The sequence below is a fragment of the Streptomyces sp. GESEQ-35 genome (assembly GCF_017948485.1).
Taxonomy (GTDB): domain Bacteria; phylum Actinomycetota; class Actinomycetes; order Streptomycetales; family Streptomycetaceae; genus Streptomyces.
In genome coordinates, this window is record NZ_JAFFSX010000008.1 from 274,181 (window position 1) to 300,189 (window position 26,009).

General features: G+C 70.7%; 23 protein-coding genes. 11 read left to right on the forward strand and 12 right to left on the reverse strand.

Annotated elements, in window-relative coordinates; genetic code table 11:
- Positions 1-97: 97 nt before the first annotated feature.
- On the reverse strand, positions 98-649 hold the full coding sequence (locus tag KCH87_RS18455) for a hypothetical protein (protein ID WP_210587219.1): 552 nt from the start codon (positions 647-649) through the stop codon (positions 98-100).
- A gap of 325 nt (positions 650-974) precedes the next feature.
- Here KCH87_RS18455 and KCH87_RS18460 point away from each other — a divergent pair, with 325 nt between their 5' ends.
- A complete protein-coding gene (locus KCH87_RS18460) occupies positions 975-1,418 on the forward strand; it encodes a protease inhibitor (RefSeq protein WP_210587220.1) in 444 nt (147 codons plus the stop codon).
- 134 nt (positions 1,419-1,552) lie between these two features.
- Here KCH87_RS18460 and KCH87_RS18465 read toward each other — a convergent pair whose 3' ends face one another.
- A complete protein-coding gene (locus KCH87_RS18465; protein ID WP_210587221.1) occupies positions 1,553-1,966 on the reverse strand; it encodes an STAS domain-containing protein in 414 nt (137 codons plus the stop codon).
- A 221-nt stretch (positions 1,967-2,187) separates the two neighbouring features.
- Complete coding sequence (locus tag KCH87_RS18470) at positions 2,188-3,687, reverse strand: MFS transporter (protein WP_210587222.1); 1,500 nt, start codon at positions 3,685-3,687, stop codon at positions 2,188-2,190.
- Positions 3,688-3,812: 125 nt separating this feature from the next.
- On the opposite strand from KCH87_RS18470, the gene KCH87_RS18475 reads away from it, so the two are divergent.
- From KCH87_RS18475 to KCH87_RS18485, 3 genes are read left to right on the forward strand one after another with little or no spacing between them, the layout of a single operon-like run.
- Complete coding sequence (locus KCH87_RS18475) at positions 3,813-4,019, forward strand: hypothetical protein (protein WP_247196385.1); 207 nt, start codon at positions 3,813-3,815, stop codon at positions 4,017-4,019.
- A gap of 32 nt (positions 4,020-4,051) precedes the next feature.
- Complete coding sequence (locus tag KCH87_RS18480) at positions 4,052-4,396, forward strand: helix-turn-helix transcriptional regulator (protein ID WP_210587223.1); 345 nt, start codon at positions 4,052-4,054, stop codon at positions 4,394-4,396.
- Between the two features lie 6 nt (positions 4,397-4,402).
- Complete coding sequence (locus tag KCH87_RS18485; protein ID WP_210587224.1) at positions 4,403-4,930, forward strand: SRPBCC family protein; 528 nt, start codon at positions 4,403-4,405, stop codon at positions 4,928-4,930.
- Positions 4,931-5,022: 92 nt separating this feature from the next.
- On the opposite strand, the gene KCH87_RS18490 is transcribed toward KCH87_RS18485, so the two are convergent.
- The 5 genes from KCH87_RS18490 to KCH87_RS18510 form a co-directional block, all read right to left on the reverse strand.
- Entirely contained in the window at positions 5,023-7,839 is a 2,817-nt protein-coding gene (locus KCH87_RS18490) for an NHLP bacteriocin export ABC transporter permease/ATPase subunit (RefSeq protein ID WP_210587225.1), read from the reverse strand.
- A 1-nt stretch (position 7,840) separates the two neighbouring features.
- Positions 7,841-10,063 carry an NHLP family bacteriocin export ABC transporter peptidase/permease/ATPase subunit gene (locus KCH87_RS18495; RefSeq protein WP_210587226.1) on the reverse strand — a complete coding sequence of 741 codons (2,223 nt, stop codon included), beginning with the start codon at positions 10,061-10,063 and terminating at the stop codon, positions 7,841-7,843.
- Positions 10,060-10,866, reverse strand: a complete 807-nt coding sequence (locus KCH87_RS18500) for an HlyD family efflux transporter periplasmic adaptor subunit (RefSeq protein WP_210587227.1) — start codon at positions 10,864-10,866, stop codon at positions 10,060-10,062. Before KCH87_RS18500 ends, KCH87_RS18495 begins: the two co-directional genes overlap by 4 nt.
- A gap of 118 nt (positions 10,867-10,984) precedes the next feature.
- Entirely contained in the window at positions 10,985-11,200 is a 216-nt protein-coding gene (locus KCH87_RS18505; RefSeq protein ID WP_210587228.1) for a type A2 lantipeptide, read from the reverse strand.
- 457 nt (positions 11,201-11,657) lie between these two features.
- A complete protein-coding gene (locus KCH87_RS18510) occupies positions 11,658-12,071 on the reverse strand; it encodes a PaaI family thioesterase (protein WP_210587229.1) in 414 nt (137 codons plus the stop codon).
- Between the two features lie 172 nt (positions 12,072-12,243).
- Between KCH87_RS18510 and KCH87_RS18515 the strand changes: the two genes are divergently transcribed.
- Positions 12,244-13,521: a S1 family peptidase gene (locus tag KCH87_RS18515; RefSeq protein ID WP_210587230.1), complete on the forward strand. Its 1,278-nt coding sequence runs from the start codon at positions 12,244-12,246 to the stop codon at positions 13,519-13,521.
- Positions 13,522-13,627: 106 nt separating this feature from the next.
- Here KCH87_RS18515 and KCH87_RS18520 read toward each other — a convergent pair whose 3' ends face one another.
- Complete coding sequence (locus KCH87_RS18520) at positions 13,628-15,778, reverse strand: SpoIIE family protein phosphatase (protein WP_210587231.1); 2,151 nt, start codon at positions 15,776-15,778, stop codon at positions 13,628-13,630.
- Positions 15,779-15,939: 161 nt separating this feature from the next.
- Here KCH87_RS18520 and KCH87_RS18525 point away from each other — a divergent pair, with 161 nt between their 5' ends.
- Genes KCH87_RS18525 through KCH87_RS18545 form a run of 5 tightly spaced genes read left to right on the forward strand, consistent with a single transcriptional unit; the run spans position 15,940 to position 22,148 of the window.
- Complete coding sequence (locus KCH87_RS18525; RefSeq protein ID WP_210587232.1) at positions 15,940-18,396, forward strand: SpoIIE family protein phosphatase; 2,457 nt, start codon at positions 15,940-15,942, stop codon at positions 18,394-18,396.
- 44 nt (positions 18,397-18,440) lie between these two features.
- Complete coding sequence (locus KCH87_RS18530; RefSeq protein WP_210587233.1) at positions 18,441-19,508, forward strand: glucose-1-phosphate thymidylyltransferase; 1,068 nt, start codon at positions 18,441-18,443, stop codon at positions 19,506-19,508.
- Positions 19,505-20,476, forward strand: a complete 972-nt coding sequence (rfbB, locus tag KCH87_RS18535; protein WP_210587234.1) for a dTDP-glucose 4,6-dehydratase — start codon at positions 19,505-19,507, stop codon at positions 20,474-20,476. Before KCH87_RS18530 ends, rfbB begins: the two co-directional genes overlap by 4 nt.
- On the forward strand, positions 20,473-21,348 hold the full coding sequence (rfbD, locus tag KCH87_RS18540; protein WP_210587235.1) for a dTDP-4-dehydrorhamnose reductase: 876 nt from the start codon (positions 20,473-20,475) through the stop codon (positions 21,346-21,348). Before rfbB ends, rfbD begins: the two co-directional genes overlap by 4 nt.
- Complete coding sequence (locus KCH87_RS18545; protein WP_210587236.1) at positions 21,345-22,148, forward strand: class I SAM-dependent methyltransferase; 804 nt, start codon at positions 21,345-21,347, stop codon at positions 22,146-22,148. Before rfbD ends, KCH87_RS18545 begins: the two co-directional genes overlap by 4 nt.
- Here KCH87_RS18545 and rfbC read toward each other — a convergent pair.
- On the reverse strand, positions 22,138-22,740 hold the full coding sequence (gene rfbC, locus KCH87_RS18550; RefSeq protein ID WP_210587237.1) for a dTDP-4-dehydrorhamnose 3,5-epimerase: 603 nt from the start codon (positions 22,738-22,740) through the stop codon (positions 22,138-22,140). The genes KCH87_RS18545 and rfbC overlap by 11 nt on opposite strands.
- 4 nt (positions 22,741-22,744) lie before the next feature.
- Entirely contained in the window at positions 22,745-24,685 is a 1,941-nt protein-coding gene (locus tag KCH87_RS18555; RefSeq protein ID WP_210587238.1) for a glycosyltransferase family A protein, read from the reverse strand.
- 137 nt (positions 24,686-24,822) lie between these two features.
- On the opposite strand from KCH87_RS18555, the gene KCH87_RS18560 reads away from it, so the two are divergent.
- Complete coding sequence (locus tag KCH87_RS18560) at positions 24,823-25,323, forward strand: metallophosphoesterase (protein WP_210587239.1); 501 nt, start codon at positions 24,823-24,825, stop codon at positions 25,321-25,323.
- A gap of 66 nt (positions 25,324-25,389) precedes the next feature.
- Here the strand turns inward: KCH87_RS18560 and KCH87_RS18565 are convergent, their stop codons facing one another.
- A complete protein-coding gene (locus KCH87_RS18565; protein WP_210587240.1) occupies positions 25,390-25,998 on the reverse strand; it encodes an SRPBCC family protein in 609 nt (202 codons plus the stop codon).
- Positions 25,999-26,009 lie beyond the last annotated feature (11 nt).

A 26,009-nucleotide genomic window follows, 5' to 3' on the forward strand; every position in this document is an offset into this window, starting at 1 on the left:
GGGGGTCTGCCGACGTTAAGGCCGGGTGCGGGACCCACACCAGAGGACGATTCATCCACCTTTCCGGCCGTGAGTGGATGAATCCTCCACCACCCCTTTACTTGCCCTCCTCCGGGGTGTCCTCGGGCTCCGCGTCGGGTCCCTGGGCGCGCACCCGCTGGACGTGTTCCAGGGAGTCCCGGAGTTCGGCGAGCCAGTCGTCGGTGTGCCGCTGCACCAGGCGTACGCACCAGGCGAGGGCGTCGCTGCGGCTGCGGGCGACCCCGCCGGCGATGAGCGTGTCCAGGACCTGACGCTCGGGCTGGCGCAGCCGCGTCATGACGGGCGCGGCCACATGCGTGAAGAGGGCGCGCTCACCGCCGCACTCCACGCCCCAGGACACCTTCCGGCGGAACCGGTGCTCGGCCTCGCGGGCCACCTCGATCCGGGCCTCGCGGGTGCGCTCCCGGAACTCCTCGATCCGGCCTTGTACGGCCGCCTCCCGCTCGGCCGCCGGGGCGTCCTTGGCCAGGCGCGGTTCGGGGATGCGGCCGATGACGGTGATCTCCTCGCGGTCCACCGTCACCTCGACCAGCTCTTCGAAGAGGTCGTCGGACAGTCGGCCGGCGAACCAGCCCCGTAGCTTCTCTCGCTGCTCTGTCGTAATCATGTAATTACCATTACTCGCCTGTCGAGCGAAGGCAAGGGGGCGCGGGAGAGTGCGCCCAGGGCTGAACCGCAATGTTTCAGGACGATTAACGAGCACGGGAAATCCGGCCACTCAAGCGCTTTCGGCGATCAAGAGTGGCTTGGTTCCGGGCTTGGAACGTTCGAATTCCGTGACTTCACGCCACTGATTCAACACGCAATGTTACTGAAACCCATGGGGTCGATGTGACCTCCGGCGGTGGACTCGGCAGACTCGCGCTCGCCGATCCGGCACCGATCGAGCCGGCTGAGGCACACCCTCAATTTCAAGCGGAAGGATGCACACAATGCGGAACACCGCGCGCTGGGCAGCAACCCTGGGTCTCACGGTCACCGCCGTCTGCGGACCCCTCACCGGGGCCGCGCTCGCGACCCCGGCCGCCGCCCCCGCCACCCCCGACGCGCTCTACGCCCCCTCGGCTCTGGTGCTCACCACCGGCCACGGCGAAAGCGCCGCCACCGTCACCCCGGAACGCGCGGTCACCTTGACCTGCGCCCCAACGGCCTCCGGCACCCATCCGGTGGCCGACGGGGCCTGCGCCGAACTGCGCGGCGCCGGCGGGGACTTCGACGCGCTGACGACCAGAGCCGGCGTGCTGTGCACCAAGCAGTACGACCCGGTGCTCGTCACCGTCGACGGCGTCTGGCAGGGCAAGCGTGTCTCCTACGAGCGCACGTTCTCCAACGAGTGCGTGAAGAACTCCTACGGGACCAGCGTCTTCACGTTCTGAGGGACCGGGATCGCACGGTCCTCGTGAGCAACGGCAGTGGCGCGTAGCTGGGGAGTGCGAGCCCTGCGACGGGGTCTCCTGCGATCTCGCAATAGGCCGGCGGACGGAGTGGGGCCGTCCGCCGGCCCTTCATGTCACTCACCGTCCCCCGGGATGCCGGGCAGCGGAGGAAACCGGTCCAGCAGCCCCGCTGCGCGCAGCAGTCGGCGCAGTCGGGGATCGCCGGTGACGATCCGCAGTCGGCCGCCGCGCGCCGATGCGCGAGCCTCGGCCCGGCACAGCACGCGCAGGCCGGAGCAGTCGAAGAAGTCCACGCGCCGCAGATCGGCCAGCACGTCCGGCTCCGGCCCGGCGGTCGCGGCATCGAGATGCTCCGCGAGAAATCCAGCGGTCGCCAGGTCGATGTCACCGGCCACCTCGACCACGGTGAACGGACCGTGCCTCCGGGTGCGGGCATGCGTGTTCGGAGCGGGTCCGGCAGATGTGGAGGTGTCCGCGACCGGGCCCTCGACCGGTTCGTGAGCACGGCCGTCGGATTCCGGCGTCATGTCCGCTCCACCTCGCCAGAGGGCGCATTCGATCTCGGGACCTACCCATAGGGACGCTCGGCCACCCCTGGAGTGAGCGCCCGCGAGCACCAGTTCACTCGACGTGGTGAATTCCCGGTGGGAGGAGTTGACTTTCAAACGGAGACTCCGGCAGTACTGAGGGGCCGCCGTCTCCCTGTAGGCGGCGGCCCCTCGGTCATGGGGTCATGAGGCCGTACGGCTCACATGTGGACGACCGGTGCGGCGTCCGCGTCCTGCTGCGGAACCCCGCGGCGGTAGAGCAGGAACGCGATCACGGTGCCCGCCGCGAAGAGGCCCGCCGACCACCAGAAGGCGGTGGTGTAGCTCTCGATCGTGGCCTGTGCCTGCACCAGCTTGTTCGTGGCGTCCCGGCCGGAGAGGTAGCTGGTCGCGGCGCTCGCGGCGAGCGTGTTGAGCAGCGCCGTACCGATCGAACCGCCCACCTGCTGCATGGCGTTGACGGTGGCGGAGGCGACGCCCGCGTCCTCGGCCGCCACCCCGCCGGTGGCCATCTGCATGGCCGGCGGCATCACCAGGCCGAGTCCCGCGCCGATGACGATCAGCTGGGGCAGTACCGCGCTCACGTAGTCCGAGCCGACCCCGATACCGGTCAGCCAGGCCATGCCGCCCGTGGCGATCGCGAAGCCCAGCGGGATCACGGCCTTGGGGCCGAGCCGTGGCACCAGCTTCGTGGTGCCGAGCTGGGCCGCGATCATCAGCGCTCCGACCATCGGCAGGAAGGCCACGCCGGTCTTCGTCGGGCTGAAGCCCAGGTTCAGCTGGAGGTAGTAGGTGAGGAACAGGAACACACCGAACATGCCGGCGCCGGAGAGCAGCACGGCCAGGAACGACGCCCCACGGTCCCGGTCGAGCAGGATGCGCAGGGGCAGCAGCGGGTGGGACGCACGGGTCTGCCACCATGCGAAGGCCGCCAGCAACACACCACCGGCGATCAGGAAGCCCCATGTCTGCGGCGAGGACCAGTCGTGCGTCTCGGCGTTCGAGAAGCCGAAGACCAGGCCGAACAGACCACCGGCGACCAGAATCGTGCCCGGCACGTCCAGCTTGGAGTTCGCGGCGTCGCGGTGGTTGCTCAGCAGCATCCAGCCGCCGGCGAAGGCGACGACGGCGATGACCACGTTGACGTAGAGAGTCCAGCGCCAGTCGAAGGCGTCGGTCAGGATGCCGCCGAGCAGCAGGCCCACCGCACCGCCGGCGCCCGCGATCGCGCCGTACACGCTGAACGCCTTGGCGCGCTCCCGGGCATCGGTGAAGGTCGTGTTGAGGAGGGAGAGCGCGGCGGGCGCGAGGAGGGCGCCGAAGACACCCTGGAGCGCACGGGCGACGACCAGCATCTCGAAACTCGTCGCGGCGCCGCCCAGCGCGGACACGGCGCCGAAGCCGACGACCCCGATGAGGAAGGCGGGCTTGCGGCCGAACAGGTCGGCGATCCGTCCGCCGAGCAGCAGCAGGGAGGCGAACGCCAGCGCGTACGCCGTCACGATCCACTGCCGGTTGCCGTCGGAGAAGCCGAGGTCGGCCTGGGCCGACGGCAGGGCGATGTTCACGATCGTGGCGTCGAGAACAACCATCAGCTGTGCGAGCGCGACGATCGCGAGAATCCACCATCGCTTGGGGGAGGCCTCGGTCGGCGCCCCGGCACCCGTGCGGGCGCCTTCGGCCAGGGTCTTCTGGGACATCGGGGAACCACTCCAGGGAAGTCGCTCGAAGGTCAAGAGAGCGTAAACGAAACTGTTTCGTACACATCGAGGCTAGTCCCGTTACAGCGAAACGGCAACGTTTCGCTGAGGAGGATGTGTGTGACGTGCGCAACGGCGTATTCGAGGTCGACGGGGCCGCGCTGCGGGCGGCGCCGCTCCCGGTCGTGCCGGCGGCCGGCGCCGAAGACCGCGGTACGTACCACGCCCGGCCATCCATCGAGATCGCCCGCCGGATCGGCGCGCCCTGGGCGGAGTTCCCCGGCGTCCACATGGAGTTCCTCCGGAACCCGGGTGGTCCTAGTATTCCTTGACGGGAATATAACCGCCGAGGCATATTGGAGTCATGTCCGACGCCGCCCTCTGGACCGCACTCGCCGATCCCCACCGGCGCGCCATCGTCGCCCTGCTTCTGGAGCGGCCGCGGCCCGTCGGGGAGATCGTGGAGGCATGCGGTCTGAGCCAGCCGAGCACCTCGAAGCATCTGCGGGTGCTGCGTGATGCCGGACTGGTGCGGGTACGACAGGACGCGCAGCGTCGCGTCTACGCCCTCGACCCGGCGCCGATCGAGGAACTCGACGCCTGGCTGGCCCCGTACCGCAGGCTCTGGAACCGCAGCCTGGACGCCCTGGGCCGCCGCCTGGACGAGACGTCGGACGACTCCACCGAGGACCTCTCTCCAAAGGACTGATCCACCATGTCCGTCGAACGCACCGGCACCTATCTGACCCTGGACGACGGCCGTCCGGCCGTCCGCTTCACCCGTACCTACGACCATCCCGTCGAGCGCGTCTGGCAGTTCGTGACCGACGCAGACGAACTCGTCCACTGGTTCCCGTCCCGTGCCGAGATCGAGCTGCGTCCCGGGGGCGCGATCAAGTTCAGCGGCGACCCGGGCATGGCGGACTCCACGGGCCAGGTGCTCGCGGTCGAGGCGCCCAGGCACCTGTCCTTCGAGTGGGGCGGCGACGAACTGCACTTCGACCTGGAGGCCCTGGACGGCAAGCGCACCCGTTTCACGCTCACCAACATCCTGATCGCCGAGAACACGGCCGCCCGCAACGGCGCAGGCTGGGACGTCTGCCTCTCCGCCCTCGACGCCAGGGCCCGGGGCGAACACTTCGAGGGCCCGCACGCGGGGGTGAACGCGCCCTGGGAGGCGGTCTACGCAAGCTGGGTCGAGGCGGGAGTCCCGTCCGGCGCGCCCATCCCGGGCGTGGACTGACCGCGCCCCGAAGGGGCGCGGGGAACTGCGCGACCAGCCACAACGGTGCCGCAGACGACGAACGGCCGAACGCGGCACCACTCAGCGGAGCGCTAGGCCATCTGCCGCCGCACCAGCTCATGCAGCCGCCCGCCCGTGTCCGCGAGCAGCTGCGCGGGCGGACCCTGCTGGGCGACCTTTCCGTCCTCCATCACGATGACGCGGTCGGCGTCCAGCACCGTCGACAGACGGTGGGCGATGACGATGCGGGTGGCGTTGAGGGCATTGGTGCTCTCGATGACCGTGCGCTGCGTCTCGTTGTCGAGGGCGCTGGTCGCCTCGTCGAAGAAGAGGATGCGGGGCCGGCGGATCAGCGCCTGGGCGATCATCAGCCGCTGCCGCTGGCCGCCGGATATCGCACCGTTGCCCGCGACGATCGTGTGCAGGCCCATCGGCATCCGCTGGATGTCCTCGGCGAGCCCCGCCATCGCCGCCGCGGCCATCGCCTCCTCGGGCGTGTAGGGCTCGGTGCCGCAGATGACGTCCAGGATGGAGCCGGTGAAGGGCTGCGCGTGCTGGAGCACCACCCCGCACTGCCGGCGTACGGCGGACTGATCGAGGGCCGCCAGGTCCTGGCCGTCGTACAGCACACTGCCCGAGACGGGTTTGTCGAAGCCGATGAGCAGGCGCAGCAGTGTCGACTTGCCGCACCCGCTCGGGCCGACGATCGCCACGAACTCGCCCGGCCGCACCTGGAACGACACATCGTCCAGGACCAGCGGACCGTCGTCCGAGTACCGGAACGACAGCCGCCGCGTCTCGATCCCGCCGGACAGCGGCCCCGGCCGGGTGCTGGCCGTCCGCACCTCGGGCGTCGCGTCGAGGACCGGCCTGATCTCCTCGAACAGCGGCAGCGCGGCCACCGCCGAGACGAAGGCGCCGGTCAGCTGGGTGACGGAGGTGAGCAGCATCGTCACCGAGGTGTTGAAGGTGAGGAAGGCGGCCGCCGACATCTCGCCGCGTGCCGGTCCGGCAAGGAGCATGAACATCAGCAGGGTGCACAGCGGCAGATACACCGCGCTCAGCACCGCGTTGAGGTTCTTGATGTGGCCCGCCTTCTGCTGGAGCTCGCGGCTGCGGGCGAACTCGGACGCCCAGGCGCCGTAGGCGTAGTTCTCGGCCGCCGCCACGCGCAGCTTCGGCAGGCCGCGCAGCGTCTGGAACGCCTGGTTGTTCAGCTTGTTGCCGAGCACGACAAGACGGCGTTGCCAGCGCACCTGCCACAGCCCGAGCCCCAGGAACACGGCGGCGATGACCACGAGCATGCCGATCGCGGCGAGGGCCATCGGGACGCTGTACCAGAACAGCAGCGCCAGGTTCATCACGCCGACCGTCAGTGACTGGGCGACCACCGGGCCGACTCCCGCCATGAGACGGCGAATCGAGCTGATGCCCATCGCGGCGCTGGCCAGCTCGCCCGTCGACCGTTCGGTGAAGAACTTGGTCGGCAGCCGCAACAGGCGATCCCAGACCGCCGGTTGGAGGGTCGCCTCTATTCGCCCTTCCAGGCGGAGGATCGTCAGGTTCTGCAACAGCATGAAGGCAGCGGCCACCACGCTGCTGACCATCACGGCCAGACAGACCTGCACGATCAGGGCGGTCTGGGCCTTCGGCACGAACTCACCGAGCACCTTGCCGGTCGCGATCGGCACCAGCGCGCCGATGGCCACCGTGACGAGGCCGCTGAGGATGAGGTTCGTCAGATCGCCGCCCGTGCCCTGCATGCTGAACCGCAGCAGCCGCAGCGGACTGAGCCTGCGCTCCGGCAGCGGACGGTAGAACATCACCGCGCGCGGCTCGAACTCCTCCGCGTTGGCCTTCTCGATCGGGGTCTCCCGGCCGGTCGCCGGATGGACGGCCACATATCCGCCGCGCCGCCACAGCAGCGCGACCGGCGCTCCGGACAGCGCCCGGTGGCCGACCATCGGTCCGACGTTGTCCCGCCACCAGCGGCCGTCCAGGCGTACGGCCCTGGTACGGACGCGGGAGGCGATCGCCACCTGCTCGACCGGGTCGAGGCGGTCGTTGCCGGTGTCGGCCTGGGTGGCCTCCACGAGGGGGATCCCGGCGGCCCGGGCGACGAGCTTGCACGCCGCGTAGCTGGCGTCCGCGTCGGCGGCCGTCGTGCGCTTCGCCGACGACTTGCCGATCGACGCGAGCAGCGTCCGGTCGGCCTCGGCGCGGACCGCCTCACCGGCCTTGATCCCGGCGGCCGTCCGGGTCTCGTGGCTGCGTTCCAGCTGTTCGATCCAGCGGTCCAGGGTGGCAAGGAGCCGGTACTGCTGGTCGACCATGCCCTGCCAGACACCCGGGTCCATCAGCAGGTCGGCGGCCGCCTCCGCGCCGTACAGCGAGCCGTACTGCACGCTGCCCGGCGGCACCTGCATCCAGAAGACGTCGTCGTCGGTGGGCGCGGCGGCCGAGTCACCGGCCATCGGCGCCTGGAAGAGGATGGACAGGCTGCGGCCGACGCCGAGGGCGAGGGCGTACTCCAGCGGGCTCGTCGTCGGAGGCACGTACTGGGGGTTGCCGTACTCGTCGTACGACCAGGTCTGGGTGTTCGCAGGCTGGTACAGCTCGCGCAGCCCTATGCGGTGCACGACGCAGTCGCGTGACGGGCGGGCGACGAGTGTGTGTTGCGGCCCCGGGACCGGGCCGAGCAGCAGTGAGCCCGTCTCCAGGCGGCCGAGGTGGTGCCAGTGGCCCTGTTGCCGGGCGTCGACCGCGAACAGGTCCATGGCGCCGGACGCGACCAGCCACAGCACCTGTGGGCCTTCGAGGTCGAGGCGGTTGAGTCCGGCGCAGTCGATCGGCGTGCCCAGCGAACCGAGCGCGCCGAGGACCAGGTCGCCCTCGTGGACGGACGTCATCTCACCGCTCCTTGACCAGCGCGGCGTAGGCGCCGCCCGCTGTGACCAGGGCGTCGTGCCGCCCGCGTTCCACGATCGTGCCGTGCTCGAGTACGACGATCTCGTCGCTGTCGCGCACGGTGCTGAGCCGGTGGGCGATCACCACGCAGGCGCAGCCGCGCTTGCGCAGGTTGTCCATGACCATCAGCTCGGTCTCGGCGTCCAGGGCGCTCGTCACCTCGTCCAGGACGAGAATGCTCGGCCTGCGGACCAGTGCCCTGGCGATCTCCAGACGTTGCCGCTGCCCACCGGAGAAGTTCCGGCCGTCCTGTTCCACCCGGCTCTGGATCCCGCCCGGCCGGCGCATGATGACGTCGTACAGGGCCGCGTCCCGCAGCGCCTCCACCACCGCCTCGTCGGAGATCGACGGGTCCCACAGCGCCACGTTGTCGCGGACGCTGCCCTCGAAGAGGAAGACGTCCTGGTCGACGAAGGAGACGGAGGCGGCGAGCGCGCCGCGCGGGATGTCGTCGAGTCGCTGGTCGTCGATGCGGATCACGCCGTCCCACGGCGTGTACAGGCCCGAGATCAGCCGGGACACCGTGGACTTGCCGCTGCCGGAGCCGCCGACCAGCGCGACCTGCTGGCCGGGGCCCACGGTCAGGTCGAAGCCGGTGAGCAGGGGCTTGTCGAGCGGGTTGTAGCCGAAGGTGATGTTCTGTAGCTCGACATGACCGTGCAGACGGCGCGTCGAGTCGCCGGTGCCGGAGCGGGCGTACAGCGGGTCGGCCTGGAAGTTCTCGACGTCCTTCAGGCGGGCCACGTCCGCGGCGAAGTCCTGGATGCGGCCCGCGACGCCGTTGAGGCGGGTGATCGGCGCGGTGAAGCGGACCACGAGGGCCTGGAAGGCGACCAGCAGGCCGACGGATATGCCGCCCTCGATCGCCCGCATACCGCCGATCCACAGGATCAGCGCGCTGTTGAGGGTCGCGAGCGTCGGTGCGACCACGCCCAGCCAGGCGCTCGGCACACCGAGCCGCTGCTGTTCCTCCAGCGTGGTGGCGTGCTGGCCGGCCCACTTGCGGAAGTAGCCGTCCTCGCCGCCGGTCGCCTTCATCGTCTCGATCAGCTGGAGGCCGGTGTAGGCGGTGTTGGTGAGCCGGGCGCTGTCCGCACGCAGCTTCGCCGTCCGGGTCGCGCGGAGCCGGATGACGACCCGCATCGCCACCACGTTCAGCAGCGCGACGCCGATGCCGACGAACGTGAGCTGCGGATCGTAGGTGTAGAGGAGAACCGCGTAGAGCACGACGACCACCGCGTCCACGCCCGCCGCAGCGAGGTCGCGGGCCAGTGTCTCCGCGACCTGGTCGTTGGACTGGAGGCGCTGCACCAGGTCGGCCGGGCTGCGCTGGGAGAAGAACGTCACCGGCAGCCGCAGCAGATGGCGCAGGAAGCGGGCGCTGGACAGGGTGGAGGAGATGATCCGGCCGCGCAGCAGGTTCGCCTGCTGGAGCCAGGTCAGCACAAGGGTGAGCAGGACGCAGGTCCCCATCGACGCGAACAGCACCCCGAGCAGGGAGGTCTGCCCCCCGATCAGGAACATGTCGATGTATGTGCGGCTCAGCGCGGGCACCGACGCGCCGACCACGACCAGCAGCAGGCTCGCCAGCACCGCGGCGGGCATCGTGCCCGCGGTGCCGCGCAGCCGGGCGGGCATCGCACCCAGGACGCCCGGTTTCCGGCCGCCCTTCTCGAAGTCCTCGCCCGGCTCCATGACCAGGACGACGCCGGTGAAGCTGGAGTCGAAGTCCTCCATGGGCACGAAGCGGCGGCCCTTGCCGGGGTCGTTGATGTAGACCCCGCGGCGGCCGAAGCGGCGCCCCATGCCGTCGTAGACGACGTAGTGGTTGAACTCCCAGAACAGGATCGCCGGCGCCTTCACCCCGGCGAGCGCCGCGGTGTCCATCTGCATGCCCTTGGCCGTCAGGCCGTAGCTGCGCGCCGCCTTCAGCAGATTGCTGGCGCGCGAGCCGTCCCGGGACACGCCGCACGCGATGCGCAGCTCCTCCAGCGGGACATGCCGTCCGAAGTGGCCGAGCACCATCGCGAGGGATGCGGCGCCGCACTCGACGGCCTCCATCTGGAGCACGGTCGGTGTACGGACCGTCTTGCCCCGGCCCTTGGGCACCGGGCGCTTCGGCGGCGCGGCACGGCGCCGGCTGCGGGTCTCCTGCGCGGCGCTCACGGCAGCATCCAGTCGACGGGACGCTGATCGGTCAGCCGGATCTGGCCTTCGGCCGAGGTCATGGAGGTGAGGGTGAACGGCGGCCCGTCCGCGGACGACCATTTGTAGCCGCTCTTCGTGCTCGACCGTTTGTCGAGGCTGACGAGTACGGCCACCGGCCTGCCGTCCTTGGTGAACTGCTCGCCCAGCTGGCTGTCCCCGAGGAACGCGGCGATCTGCTGGGCCGACTGCGCCGAGCGGTCCACCGACTTCACATGGCCGCGCAGCACGCCGTACTCCTGGGTCGGCACCGACTGGACGGTCAGGTCGACGGCCGCGTTCGCGGGGATGGAGGCCGCGTTCTCGGCGGGCACGTACACGGTCGCGTACAGCGGGTCCTTGGCGCGGGCGGCCTTCTCCACGGAGGCGACGTTCGCGCCGGTGGAGATGATCTGCCCGATGGTGGCGGCGAGCGCGGTGAGGCGGCCTGCGGCGATCGTGCGGACGACGGTGTCGCCCTGGCTCGTACGGACCTTCAGCACCGGCGAGTTCGCGGGCAGCTGCTTGCCCTCCTCGGCGAGGATCGCGGTGACCTGGCCCGCTACCGGGCTCTGAAGGATGTAGCTGCCCTGGCCGTGCGTGAGGATGGCGGGCGCGCTGACCGTGGAGGCCACCGAACCGGTCACCGCCCACACCGAGGCGGCCGCCATGACGACCACCGTCACAGAGAGGACGAGCCAGCCCTGCGGGCGGGCGAAACGCACCGGAAGGTCCAGCTCTTCCGGCGACTGGAGCTTGGCGAGGGCCTGCTGGCGGAACTGCACGGAACTTTCCCTCACCTGCAAACGACAACGGACCGGCTCTCACGAACCGGCTGGATGATGACATCCGAAAGACCCGGAGCCATGGCTCGGCTCCGGGACTCTACGGCACTGGGTGCGATCAGAGACCGGCGACCAGGCTGGTGACCGGCGCGGTGTTCAGGCCGGTGACACCCTCGACGGTGCCGACGACGGTGTCGACCAGGCCGGAAACCGGAGCAATGCCATCGACGATGCCGGTGACGGTGCCAAGGGCGTTCACGGACAGGCCGCCGGAGACGTTGTCCAGCTCGGCGTCCGAGATCTCGACGGTCTCAACCTGGGGGGTGGAGTTCATGATGGAACTTCCCTTCGTATGGATATTTCACAAGGGGGGAGCGGCCCCCTTCTGGGGACAGACCGAAGGCCGCGAACCGCAGGTGCCGGGCACCCGTCTCCGGGTTCCCTTCGCGGCCCCCGCGGTGCAACGGATCAAAGCACGCGGCCACCGTGGGCTTCCAATCAACCAACCGCCTCACCAGGGCACTTGAGTCCCACAGGCCCCGATCCGTGCAGGAGTGCGCACGGCTCGGTGGCGAGTTCTTCACATCCGGCACGGCATTGGCGCGCGCCACCCCCTTCCGGACGTACAGGCGAATCCGACACTCCGGCCGCAAAGGCGTGCCGTGGGGCGTGGGATTGTGCAGAACCTTCGCTTCCGGTGACTTGGTTGCGTATTGAATGTGCAGATTCGCTGAAGCCGGGATTCCGATCGTGATTCGAAACGGACCGTCAGCGATCGAATACTGAACGTGTCAGCTCAGAAGGGCATAGACAGTGCTCGCGTGCGCGGCGAGTTCACCCGAACTCGCATCGGTCATCGAGATGTCGGCGAACGCCATACGGCGGCCCAGCTTGGTCACCACCGATTCGATCAAGACATCCGCACCGGTCACCGCCCGCTGGAAGGACGTGGACTGCTGCACCGTGGTCAGCGGCCCATAGCCGCCTCGTGCCGCGGACACGGCGATCACGGTGGCCGTGTCCGCGGCGGCCATCAGGGCCTGCCCCGACAGCGCGCCACCCTCCCGGGCCAGCCGCTGTGACCAGGGCAGTCGCAGGATCGCGCGGTGGCCGTCCAGTGTCTCCACCGACAGGCCCAGTTCGAGGACCCATGGGGCGAAGTTGTCGGCGAGGATCTTGTCGGCTTCGGCGGTCGTCATCGTCATATGGGCGATTGTTCCCAGCGCCGGACCGCCGGACGCCGGCCGTGGCCGAATCGGCGCACTCCGTAAGGGGAATTGAACGCCCCGCGCGCCTCCTGCGTACCTCCTGCCATCCAGGCGCCCCAACAGTTGCCGCCCGGCAGCGCAGACCCCGTCCCCCAGGAGGTCGAGAAGTTTGAGTCACAAGCGAATTCCGAAGCGCAAGGCCGCGATAGCGGCGGGCAGCGTCGTGGCGCTCGGCGCGGCCGCGATCCTGCTGCCCCACGCGAACGCGTCCCAGGACGGCGCGTCGGACGCCGCCGCGCCCAAGACACTGAAGGCGGCGGACGCCTCGGATCTCGCCTCGCAGCTCCAAGGGCTGCTCGGCGACGCCTTCGCCGGTTCCTATTACGACGCCGCAGAGCAGCAGCTGATCATCAACGTGATCGGCGACAACAACCAGGTGATCGTGGAGGCCGAGGAGGCCGGCGCGAAGGTCCGCCAGGTCGACAACAGCATGGCCGAACTGGCGTCCGGCGCCCAGACGCTGAAGGCCGAGGCGACCATCCCCGGCACCGCATGGGCCGTCGACCCGCGCACCAACAAGATCCAGGTCACCGCCGACTCCACGGTCACCGGCGCCAATTGGGACAGACTGGAATCGACCGTCCAGAGCCTCGGTGCGGACATGGCGTCCGTCAAGAAGTCCGCGGGCACCTTCAAGACGTTCGCGTCGGGCGGCGACGCCATCTTCGGCGGCGGCGCACGCTGCTCGCTCGGCTTCAACGTCACCGCCGGCGACGGCAGCCCCGCCTTCCTCACCGCGGGCCACTGCGGTGTCGCGGCCGCAGAGTGGTCGGACTCCGAGGCCGGGGCGCCGGTCGCCACCGTCGACCAGGCCGTCTTCCCCGGCGAGGGCGACTTCGCGCTCGTCAAGTACGACGACCCGGCGACCGAGGCCCCGAGCGAGGTCAACCTCGGCGACCAGACCGTCCCGATCACCCAGGCCGCGGAGGCCGCCGTCGGCCAGGCGGTGTTCCGGATGGGCAGCACCACCGGCCTCGCCGACGGCACCGTCACCGGTCTCGACGCCACGGTGAACTACCCCGAGGGCACCGTCACCGGGCTCATCCAGACGGACGTCTGCGCCGAGCCCGGCGACAGCGGCGGCTCGATGTTCACCCAGGAAGGCAGCGCCATCGGCCTGACCTCCGGCGGCAGCGGCGACTGCACGGTCGGCGGCGAGACGTTCTTCCAGCCGGTCACCACCGCGCTGGAGGCGGTCGGTGCGACCCTCGGCGACGCGGCGGGTGGCGCCGCCGGTGACGAGGCGGGCGCGGGCGAGGAAGCCGGAGCGGGCGAGGAAGCCGGTGCCGGTGAAGAGGTCGCCCCCGGTGAGGAAGCCGGCAACGGCAACGCCGATGGCACGGGCAACGGCCTCGGTGAGATCGTCGGCAACGGCGTCGGGAACTGACACACCGATTCCGACGCACGGATCCGAATCGATCCGCAGGAACGTGGTTCGGCCCTCCGGCGGGAGGGCCGGACCACCTCTGTGCAGGGGCGGCGATGAAACCCCCTCACTCCCGCGCCCGCAACAGCAGCAACGCCACGTCGTCCAGCCGTTCCTCGGTCGCCGCGCTCCGTTCCACGAGCCGGTCCGCCAGCTCCTCCAGGGGCAGGTCACCGGCGTCGCCGAGGCGCTGCCCGAGATCGGCGAGCGCGTCCTCGATGTCGATGCCGGGGGATTCGATCAGCCCGTCGGTGTAGAGGACGAGCACACAACCGGGAGCAAGGTCGACCTCCGTCGTCGGGTACGTGGCCGAGGCGTCGATGCCCAGCAGCGGACCACCCGCCAGGTCGAGCACCCGCACCCGTCCGTCCGCCCGGCGCAGCAGCGGCGGCGGATGTCCCGCCCGCGCCATCACGGCCCGACCCCGTGCGGGATCGAGCCGCAGATACAGGCAGCTGGCGAACAGGTCGGCGCCCAGGTCGATCATCAGCCGGTTCGTGCTGCGCATGACCTCCTCGGGGGCCTGACCGACGGCCGTGTACGCACGCACTGCGGTACGCAGCTGCCCCATCAGCCCCGCTGCCGTCACGTTGTGCCCCTGCACGTCCCCGATCACCGCGGCGGCCAGCGGCCGGCTCGGCACCAGGTCGTAGAAGTCGCCGCCGATCTCCATGCCCCGGGTCGCGGGCAGATAGCGCGCGGCCGCGTCGATGCCGGGCAGCCGCGGCAGCGAGTGCGGCAGCAGCGCCGCTTGAAGCCCGTGTGCCAGCTGGTGCTTGGCGTCGTAGAGCAGCGCCCGCTCCAGCGCCTGCGCGATCAGCCCGCCCAGGCTGTTGAGCACCGCCCGGTCGTCGGCGGGGAACGGGTGCGGCTCGGCGTAGGCGAGCACACAGGTGCCCACCGGTCGGCCGGAGGCGATCAGCGGCAGATAGGCCCAGGCCGCGAAGCCGTCCGGAGTCGCGTGGCGCACCGGATACAGGCGCTCCAGCTGCTGCCGGGACTCGAAGAACGCGGGCACCCCGCTGGTCAGGGCATGCGTGCCCGGCGTCCGCTCGGCCAGCGGCAGCCCGTCGAACCGCTCCACGACATGCGGGTCCGGGTAGCCCCGATGCCCCAGCACATGAAGCCGGCCCGTACGTGAACCGAGGACCACCAGGGCCTGGCTGCCCACCGCCGGGGCGATCTCGTCGGCGACCAGTTGCACCACGTCCTGCACACTCACCGCCTCGGTGAGCGCGCCGGCCAGGCTCAGCACCTGGGAGATGGTGACCAGCCGGGAGGGAGCATCGCCCGGCTGCGGCCCGCCCCTGCTCATCTCGGCCACGGCCCGCGCCCGGCTGATGCGCACGCTCAGCCCGGTCGTACTCGGATACATCCGGAACGACAGCCAGTCGCCCGGAGGCCGCAGCGCCACGAACGACGTGGTCTGCTGGCTGAGCAGCGCGGCCCGGTAGCGATCCTCGTACACCGGGTCGTTCAGCCAGGGCACCGCCGCCCACAGCTGCGTGCCCAGCAGCCCGCTCACCGGCACCCCGATCAGCTCGGCCGCCGCCGCGTTGGCGAAACAGATCCGTCCGTGCAGATCGAGCGAACACAGCCCGTACGGCAGCCGCGCCACCATCCGCGCCGCCTCGACGGTGCCGAGCGTGGTGGCCGCCCCGCCGACGAGCGGTGCCGACAGCAGATCGGGCTCGGGGTGGGGCGGGCGGTTGTCCTGCACCGCGCGTTCCAGCCGCACGGCGAGCCGGTCGCAGGCGGCGGTCAGATGGTCCCGCTCGCGGTCGGACAGCTCCGGCGGATGCGCGCCGGGCCAGGTGACGAAGACGGCCCCGTATTTCGTGGACGGCGTGGCCACCGGCAGCGCCGCCAGCGCGAACGGGTAGGGGAGCACCACGGCGATGCGGGGATAGCGGCGTGCCATGTCCTCCTCGCCGCCGACCCAGACCAGCCGCCGTTCGCGCAGCGCGTCCGACACCGGGATGGGGGCGCTCAGACCCACCCGTTCCCAGGGGGCGGCGAAAGCGCGGGGCAGTCCCGCCATGACCGCCATCTCCAGCACCGGCTCGTCGGCGGCCAGCAGATACACCGCGCCGGAGTGCGCGTGCACCTCGTCCATCATCGAGGCCAGCGCGAGGGACAGCAGCGGACGGCCGACCCGCGTTCTGGCGGCTGCCGGCGCCTGGGTGGACGACTGCTGCCCGTCGGACACGCCGACCACCTCCTCGCACGGCCGCGCTGACGGGTTCCCGGGATCAAATCTCTCTCCTGCCGGGCCGTCGCGCACGGCGAGCGCTTCACGATCAAGGAGCGGTGCGCAGAGTGAGGCGTTGTCGCATCGAATGGTCACAGGGGCTGCGTAAGCGCCCCATACGCGCTGTAATGACGGACGTGGTCACTGAGGGCGATGCGGGACGCGGAACGCGAACCCTGCGTGCCGAATCCGCCCTCAAAACGCTCACGGCCGATGCCGACTCGCCCGATCGGCTGCGCCGGATCCTCGAACAGGTACTCGTCTTCGCTCGTGCGTCGTTCGCCGCCGTGTACACCCCGAGCGAGGACGGCGAAGCGCTGTGCCTGGTGGAGTCGGTGGGTGTGCCCAGGACGCTGTACGGAGTGCGCGACAGCTACCCGGTGTCCGGACGGTCCGCGGTGGCCGATGTCCACCGCACCGGCCGGTCCGTGTGGCTCGGCCCGCAGGAACTCGCCGAGGGTCCCGAGTCACGGCGGGTGCCCTCCCGTGACTTCTTCCTGGCCGCCCTGCCGGTGCAGGGCGGCGGCGGTAGCTGTCTCGTCGCCCTGAGTGACAGCCCCGACGGCTACGACACCGATGACCGCGCCTGCCTCGAACTGATCGCCGACGCCGCCGTCGCCCCCGTCCCGGCGGCGTCCGCCGAAGGCGGCGAACTGCCCGCAGGCGAGTTCAGTCTCGCGATGGACACCGGCCTCGTAGAGGTCGGCGACGACATCCTGGAGCTGTTCGGCCTGGACGCGGCCGACTTCGACGGCCGGGTCGAGACCCTGCTGGGCCTGACCGTCCCCGAGGACCTGCCCTCCCTGATGTCCGTCGTCGAGGCCGACCACATGTCCATCGGTGAACGCGAGCTGGAGTTCCGGGTCCTCCAGCCCGCCGGCCCGCCGAAGTGGCTGCGGCTGCGCGGCCGCCTGCTGCCCGGCGGCGAGGGCCGCCCGGCCCGGCTCATGGGCACCGTCGCCGACGCGTCCAAGCTGCGCTCCGACGTCACCGACGTGGCCCGCGTACAGCGGCTGGCCGCCGCGCTGGCCGTCGCCGGGACCGTACGCGATGTCGGCCACGCCGTCGTGACGGCGCTGCGCGGGCCGCTGCGCGCCGACCGGATCGCGCTCGCCGAGCTGGAGGGAGACCGGCTCGTCGTCATGGTCCTCGACCCGCCCGAACCGGAGTCCTGGCCCGAGGTGTGGCGCACGGAGTGGCGCACCGAGTGGCCCGACGCGCCCGTGCGCTCGATGCCCACCCTCGGCGCCGCCCTGCGCGAGGGCCGCGCCCAGATCTGGCCCGCCGGTACCGCCCTGGAGCCCGCGCTGGCCGAGGTCGGCCCCGGCGGCCTCGCCGTGCTGCCGCTGCCGGCCGCGGGCCGCATGGCCGGCGCCTGTCTGATCGGCTGGGACACTCCGCACGACTTCGGGGCCGACGAACGCGCCCTGCTCACCGCCGCCGCCGGTCTCGCCGGACAGGCCCTGAACCGGGCCCGCGCCTTCGACGCCGAGCACGAACTCGTCGGCATGCTCCAGCGCCAGCTGCTGCCGCGCCGCCTGCCCCGGCTGCCCGGCGCGGAAGCCGTCGCCCGCTACCTGCCCAGCACGGCGGGACTGGAGCTCGGCGGCGACTGGTACGACGTGATCCCGCTGCCCGACAACCACGTCGCCCTCGTCATCGGCGACGTCCAGGGCCACAGCGCGGCCGCCGCCACCCTCATGGGCCAGATGCGCACGGCACTGCGCGCGTACGCAGCCGAGGGCCATCCGCCCGACGTCGTGGTCTCCCACGCCAATCGGCTGCTGATGGAGCTGGAGACCGACCTCTTCGCCACCTGCTGCTACGTCGACATCGACATGGAGGAGGGCTCCGCCTGGTGCGTCCGCGCCGGCCATCTGCCGCCGGTACTGCGCCACCCGGACGGCAGCACGGAGATCGCCGAGGCGGAGGGCGGTCCGCCGCTCGGCGTGGTGACGCAGGCCGACTTCCCGATGAGTCCGCTCAGGCTTCAGCCCGGCACCCTGGTCGCCCTGACCACGGACGGGCTCGTCGAGTCCACCGAGGCCGACATCGACGAGGGCATGGACCGGTTCGCCCGCGAACTCGCCGACTCCGACCCCGCCCACCTCGGGCTCGTCGCCGACGCCCTCCTCGGCAACGCCCGCCGCAGCGACGACGTGGCCCTGCTCCTGCTGCGCTACGACGGTATGGCCGTGCTCCCGCTGCGGGAGAGCTGGACGGTGTGGCGCGTGCCCGAGGCCGTCCGGCACGCCCGCCGCTTCACCCGGCGCACGTTGCGGACCTGGGGCGTGACCGGGGAACAGGACGCCGTTCTCCTCGTGGTATCCGAGCTCGTCACCAACGCTCTCGTGCACACCGACGGCCAGGTACGTCTCGACCTCACCCTCGTCAACCACCGGCTGCGCGTCTCGGTCGCCGACGCCTCGCCCCGCACCCCCGTCAAGCCGACCAGCATCGGATGGGAGGCCACCGGCGGTCGCGGCCTCCTCCTCGTCGAGGCGATGTCGGCGGTCTGGGGAACCGTCCCGGTCAGCGGCGGCAAGCAGGTGTGGAGCGAGATCACTCTCGAGGGGAACAAATAAAGGGTTAACGTTCCCTTTCCGCCGATCGAGGCTATGGTGAACCGATGAAGGCTCTCGTACTGTCCGGGGGCGCGGGTACGCGGTTGAGGCCGATCACCCACACCTCGGCCAAGCAACTCGTCCCGGTGGCCAACAAGGCTGTGCTGTTCTACGGGTTGGAGTCCATCGCCGCGGCGGGCGTCACCGAGGTGGGCATGATCGTCGGCGACACCGCGGCCGAGATCCAGGACGCGGTCGGCGACGGATCGACGTTCGGCCTGAAGGTCACGTACATCCCCCAGGAACAGCCGCTCGGACTGGCCCACGCGGTGCTGATAGCCCGTGACTATCTCGGCGACGACGACTTCGTGATGTACCTCGGCGACAACTTCATCGTCGGCGGCATCACCGACCTCGTCGACGGCTTCCGCAGAAACCGCCCCGACGCCCAGATCCTGCTCACCCGCGTCCCCGACCCGCGCGCCTTCGGCGTCGCCGAACTCGACGCGTCCGGGCAGGTGATCGGCCTGGAGGAGAAGCCGGAACACCCCAAGAGCGACCTCGCGCTGGTCGGCGTGTATCTGTTCACCCCGGTGATCCACGATGCCGTACGGGCCATCGAGCCGTCCTGGCGTGGCGAGTTGGAGATCACCCACGCCATCCAGCACCTGATCGACGACCGCGCCGACGTCCGCTCCACGGTCATCCGGGGCTACTGGAAGGACACCGGGAACGTCGTCGACATGCTCGAGGTGAACCGGACCGTCCTGGAGGGCCTCGAACGCCGCATCGACGGCGACGTGGACGAGCGCTCCGAGACCATCGGGCGGGTGGTGGTCGAGGAGGGTGCGCGCGTCGCCAACTCACGTATCGTCGGCCCCTGTGTGATCGGTGCCGGAACGGTCGTCAGCGACTCGTACGTCGGCCCGTTCACCTCCGTCGCGGAGAACTGCCGTATCACCGACAGCGAGTTGGAGTTCTCCATCGTCCTGCGGGACTCCTCGATCGACGGGGTGGGCCGGATCGAGAGCTCCCTCATCGGCCGGCACGTCGAGGTGACCCCGGCGCCCAATGTGCCCAGCGCCCACCGACTTGTCCTCGGAGACCACAGCAAGGTGCAGATCCATACATGAACCTCCTCGTCACCGGCGCCGCCGGGTTCATCGGCTCGACGTACGTCCGTACACTGCTCGAAGCCGACGGGCCCGACATCACGGTGCTCGACAAACTCACCTACGCGGGCACGCTCGACAACCTCGAACTCGACCATCCCCGGCTGGAGTTCGTGCAGGGCGACATCTGCGACGCCGAACTGGTGGACAAGTTGATGTCCCAGGCCGACCAGGTGGTGCACTTCGCGGCGGAGTCCCATGTGGACCGCTCGATCAACGGCGCAGCCGATTTCGTACGCACCAACGTCCTGGGCACCCAGACCCTGCTGGACGCCGCCCTGCGGCATGGCGTCGGTCCGTTCGTGCACATCTCCACGGACGAGGTCTACGGCTCCATCGCGTCCGGATCGTGGCCGGAGGACCACCCGCTGAGCCCCAACTCGCCCTACTCCGCCGCCAAGGCCTCCTCCGACCTGCTCGCCCTCGCCTACCATCGCACCCACGGCCTGGACGTCCGGGTCACCCGCTGCTCCAACAACTACGGCCCGCACCAGTTCCCCGAGAAGGTCATCCCGCTGTTCGTCACCAACCTCCTCGACGGCAAGAAGGTCCCGCTGTACGGCGAGGGCCTCAACGTCCGGGACTGGCTGCACGTCGACGACCACTGCCAGGGCGTGGAACTCGTCCGCACCCAGGGCCGCCCCGGCGAGGTCTACAACATCGGCGGCGGCACCGAGTTGAGCAACAAGGAGCTCACCGGCCTGCTCCTCGACGCCTGTGGCGCGGACTGGGCCATGGTGGAACACGTCGAGGACCGCAAGGGCCACGACCTGCGCTACTCGGTGGACTGCGGCAAGGCCCGCACCGAGCTCGGCTACCGACCGCGCCACGACTTCGCGACCGGCCTCGCCGACACCGTCGCCTGGTACCGGGAGAACCGGGCCTGGTGGGAACCGCTGAAGCGGCGTGTCGGAGGGGGGCACGCATGAAATGGCTGGTCACCGGAGCGGGCGGCATGCTCGGCCGCGACCTGGTCGAGGAACTCCGCGGACGGGGGGCGCCGGTGATCGCCCTGGACCGCGCCGCCCTCGACATCACCCTGTCCGACGCCGTATCGGCCACCTTCGCCGAGCACCGCCCGGACGTGGTCGTCAACTGCGCGGCGTACACGGCCGTCGACGACGCCGAGACCGACGAGGAGCGGGCCCTGCGGATCAACGGCCACGGCCCACGGCTGCTGGCCCGCGCCTGCGCGGCGGGCGGCGCCCGGCTGGTCCACGTCTCCACCGACTACGTCTTCGCCGGCGACGACGAGGGCACCCCCTACCCGGAGGACCATCCGCCCGCCCCGCGCACCGCGTACGGCCGCACCAAACTGGCGGGCGAGCGCGCCGTACTGGAAGAACTCCCGGCCGCGGGTGCGGTGGTGCGCACCGCCTGGCTCTACGGCGTCCACGGCCGCAACTTCGTCCGTACGATGATCGAGCTCGAGGCCCGCCGGGACACCCTGGATGTCGTCGACGACCAGCGGGGACAGCCCACCTGGAGCGTCGACGTCGCCGCACGCATCGCCGATCTCGGACCCCGTGTCGGCCCCGGCGCGCACGGCGTGTTCCACGCCACCAGCTCCGGCGACGCCACCTGGTACGAACTGGCCCGGGAGGTGTTCCGGCTCCTCGGCGCCGACCCGGACCGGGTACGTCCCACCGGCAGCGAGGCCTTCCCCCGGCCCGCCCCGCGCCCCGCCTACAGCGTGCTCGCGCACGGGCGGTGGCAGCAGCTCGGGCTGCCGGTCCCGCGCGACTGGCGTGCCGCCCTGAATGAAGCAATGCCCCTTATTCGCAAGGAGATTACGTCGTGAAGCGTCATGAGTTCCTGCGGGAACTTCACACGGTCAGCGCGAACCGCAACTACCTGGAGATCGGTGTCAACGACGGCCGCAGCCTGACACTGTCGCGGGTGCCCAGTATCGCGATCGATCCCGCGTTCAAGGTGGTCTCGGAGATCCGCTGCGACGTCCATCTGGCGAAGGCGACCAGCGACGACTTCTTCGCCCGCCAGAACCCGCTGGGACATCTGACGGGCGGCCGGCACCCGCTGCGCAATCTGGCCCGCAACCGCAGCCCGTTCGGCTACTGGCGGCGCACCACCCTCGACCTGTCGTTCATCGACGGCATGCATCTCTTCGAGTACGCGCTGCGCGACTTCATCAACGTCGAGAAGCACTCCGACTGGGCGAGCGTCATCGTCCTGGACGACATGCTGCCGCGCAGCGTCGACGAGGCGGCCCGGGACCGGCACACCAACGCCTGGACCGGCGATGTCTACAAGATGATCGAGGTGCTGAACCGCTACCGGCCCGATCTGGTGACGGTCCTCGTCGACACCCAGCCGACCGGCCAGCTCGTCGTCTTCGGCGCGGACTCCGGCAACACCGTCCTGAAGGACAAGTACGACGAGATCATCGCCGAGTACGTCGTTCCCGATCCGCAGAAGGTGCCGGAGACGGTCCTGGAACGGGCCTCCGCGGTGACGCCCGAGACGCTGGTGGGGTCCGGCTTCTGGGCGCCGCTCGTGCGGGCCCGCAACCGCGGAACCAAGCGGTCCCGCGGCTGGGAGCCCCTGCGCCGCAGCCTGGAGCAGCTCAGCGTCAGTCGCTGAGCCCGCGCAGCCGCCGGTAGTAGGCGGAGCAGTCCTCGTACGACGGCAGCAGCCCGGACCGCTCCGCCTCGGCCAGCGACGGCGCCTGTGCATCCTTCTCGGACAGCACCGGCGGGATGTCCCGGGGCCACTCGATCCCCAGATCCGGATCCAGCGGATCCACCCCGCGCTCGCGCTCGGGCACGTACCCGGTCGAGCACAGGTACACCACCGTGGCATCGTCGGTGAGCGCCATGAACGCGTGCCCGAGCCCTTCCGCGAGGAACACGGCGTGCCGGGTGTCGTCGTCGAGCCGTACCGCCTCCCACTGCCCGAAGGTCGGTGACCCCACGCGGATGTCGGCCACCACGTCGAGCACGGCCCCGCGCACACACGTGAGGTACTTGGCCTGGCCGGGCGGTACATCGGCGAAGTGCAGGCCGCGCAGCACGCCTCGGCGGGAGACCGAGCAGTTGGCCTGGGCGAGGGTCAGTTCGTAGCCGGTGGCCTCGCGGAACTCCTCGCCGCGATACCACTCGTGGAAGCTGCCCCGCTCGTCCGGAAACACCTTGGGCTCCAGTACCCAGGCTCCCGTGATTCCCAGTGGTCGCATGCAGTCACGCCTTCCGATCCCTGATCCTGGCCGCCGCCTTCCGTACGGCCCTTCCGAACTCGCGCCGCAGCCGCCGCAGCACGCTGGGAGGCTGCTTGCGCACCACGCGGACTCCGCCGACACCCGTCCTGAGCGTGAACGGCAGCGGAAGGAAACGCGGTTCCGCGACGCTCGGGCTGATCGCCACTCGCCAGGTCGCGCCCTTCATGCCGTCGGCGGGCAGGGCGGCCTCCAGCCGTGCGCCGGATCCGGCGGCGGAAACGGTTCCCGGCACGTCGACGGCACCGGTGGCCGCGGCCCCGGCGTCGAGGCGCAGCAGCACGTCCGTGTCACCGGCGACGTACAGCGGCAGCGTCGCCCGGAGCCGCCCGCCGGAGACTGAGACGCCCTCGGGCGGCAGGTCGCCGAGGCCGAGGCGTTTGGTCGCGCGGTCGACGTCCAGCGAGAGATTGGCGTGCGGCTCGGTCCAGTACGGCAGCAGCACACGGCCGCCGACGACGCCGGCGTACGGGGTCGGACCCGGGCCCCGGGAGACCGGGCCGAGCCGGCACTCCTTCGTCCAGCCGCCCAGCCGGACGCGTACGTATGCGTCCCACACCCCGCCGGCCAGCGGGGCGTCGCCCGCCGCTGTGGCGGGATCCACGGTGGCCGTGGCGCGCAGCACCAGCCGGACACTCTCGCCCTCTGCGACCTTCTCGCGGGTGAACTCCACCGGCTGGAAATACTGGGCGGCACTGGACCGCTCGCGCAGCAGCAGATCCACCCGGGCCTCGCCGAACCGGGCGACGGTGTCCACGCCCACCCAGGCGACCGCCTCGGACACGTCCTGCGGCGGCCCCTCCAGCGGCGCGCGGACCCCGGCGGCGGGCAGCAGCAGCGGCGTCCGGCCCGAGCGGTACTCGGCGGTGAAGGCGATCCGCAGCGCGCCGTCGTGCCACGTCAGGCTCTCCGGCGCGGCCTTCGGTACGACGGCGGCCTCCCATTCGGCGAAGGCCTCGACGTCGGCGTACCGGTCGGCGGCGATCAGCGCGGCGACGACCTGCTGGGTCGGCTGAAGCCCGGCCGCGACACCTGGGCCGAAGCGTTCGACGACGACGCCGCGCATCTCGTCGAACAGCTCCTTGCGGTACTCGGCGGGCATCGCCAGCAGCCGGCGTCCGCGCATCCGCTCGACGATCTCCACCCGCAGCCAGCGGCGGTGCAGCCGGTCCCGCACCGGCCCCGGCTCGGTGTAGCGGTCGACGACATCGAGTGCCTCACGGAGGTTCTTGAAGTACCCGGCGGGGTCGAAGCGCTGGAAGCCGGCGTTCGAGGCGTCGTCCCGCTTGACGTGGTAGTAGCAGACGTAGTCGCTGAGCACCGAGACGTTCTCCGCGCGCAGATACGCCTCGGCGATGAAGACGTGGTCCTCCAGCCGCCGTCGGCCCTCGGGAAAGCGCAGGCCGATCCGGTCGAGGAAGTCACGGCGGATCATCTTGTGCGGGGTGAGACTGTCGATCAGCGGGGCGTTCTCGACGGTGGCGTGCGGGTGGTTGTGGCGGAACAGCTCCACCGGCACGCCGCGGCCCTTGCCGGCCATCTTCCCCACGACGACGTCGGCGCCGTTGGCCACGCCGTAGTCGTACATCCGCTCCAGTGCCTCGTCGCCCAAGTAGTCGTCGTTGTCGACGAACATCACGAACTCGCCCTTGGCGGCGGCGATGCCGACGTTGCGGGGCTTGCCCGACCAGCCGGAGTTCTCCTGGTGGACGACCTGGACGAGGTCCGGGCGGTCGGCGGCGAGCCCGTCGAGGCGGGCCGGGGTGGCGTCGGTGGAGCCGTCGTCGACGAAGATGACCTCGTACTCGTCGGGAGGCAGCGACTGCCTCAGCAGCGAGGCGATGCAGTCCTCGACATACGGCCCGGGGTTGTACACCGGGATGACCACACTGACTTTGACCGGCATCCGGTTGAAGCCCCCTTAATTCGCTTCCCGTTTCCACTGTGGCACGGTGAGCGTTGCCCGATGCTAACCCGTTTGCCCGGGTGGACGCCCGCAGGGTCAACCGCGTGGCGCCGATCATCGCGGCCTAGGCTGACGACGTGCGCCTGCTCCTGATGTCCGACACCCATCTCCCCAAGCGTGCCAAGGCGCTGCCCGCGCAGCTCCTCGCCGAACTCCCGCACGCCGACGTCGTGTTCCACGCAGGCGACTGGGTCGACACGGCCACGCTCGATCTGCTGGAGGCCCACAGCCGCAGGCTGATCGGTGTGTACGGCAACAACGACGGCGCCGACCTGCGGGCCCGGCTTCCCGAGGTCGCCTACGCGGACCTCGGCGGCCTGCGGTTCGGGGCCGTTCACGAGACGGGCCCCGCCCAGGGCCGGGAGGCGCGCTGCGCCGCCCGGTTCCCGGACTTGGACGTGCTGGTCTTCGGCCACAGCCACATCCCGTGGGACACCACCGCCCCGAACGGCCTGCGCCTGCTCAACCCCGGCTCCCCGACCGACCGGCGACGCCAGCCGTACTGCACCTACATGACGGCGACGGTGACCGACGCCGACCTCACGGACGTGGAGCTGCACCGGCTGCCCGTTCGCTGACCGGTGTGCGTGCCGCCGTCGAGTCCGGGCCCGACCGGGCGCGGGGAGATCATGCGGCCCCCGAGATCAGGTCCGACCGCGCCCGAAGGCCCGCCGTACGCCCATGACGACCAGCACCACCACGGCCACCGCCGCGACCAGCCCGGCCGCCCGCTTGCCGACCGGCACCCCGACCATGCGGAGCACGTCCAGCGGCTCCTCCGGGTACTCCTCGGTCTCGCCGGCACCCACCGACTCGCCCAGCCGCTCGGAGAGGCACGCGGCGAACTGCCCGACCAGCCGGTCACCGACCTCCGCCATCACCCCCCGCCCGAACTGCGCCGGACGTCCGGTCACCGTCAGATCGGTCCGCACCGACACGGCAGTACCCCCGTCGCGCTCGCTCAGTGCCCCCGTCACCGTGGCCCGTGCGGTGCCCTGACCGCGGGTCTCCCGGCCGCTGGCGATCAGGACCATGCGGTGCGCCGACTCGTCCTGCTCCTCGAAGACGGCCGTGCCCTTGTACGTCACGGTGATCGGACCGACCTTGACCTTCACCGAACCGGTCACGGTCTTGCCGTCGTACTCCTCGACGCTCGCTCCCGGCATGCACGGGGCGACCCGCTCGATGTCGAGGAGCGTCCGCCACGCGTCGTCGACCGGGACGGGCACGGTGAACTCGTGGTGCAGCTCCATGACTTCCTCCT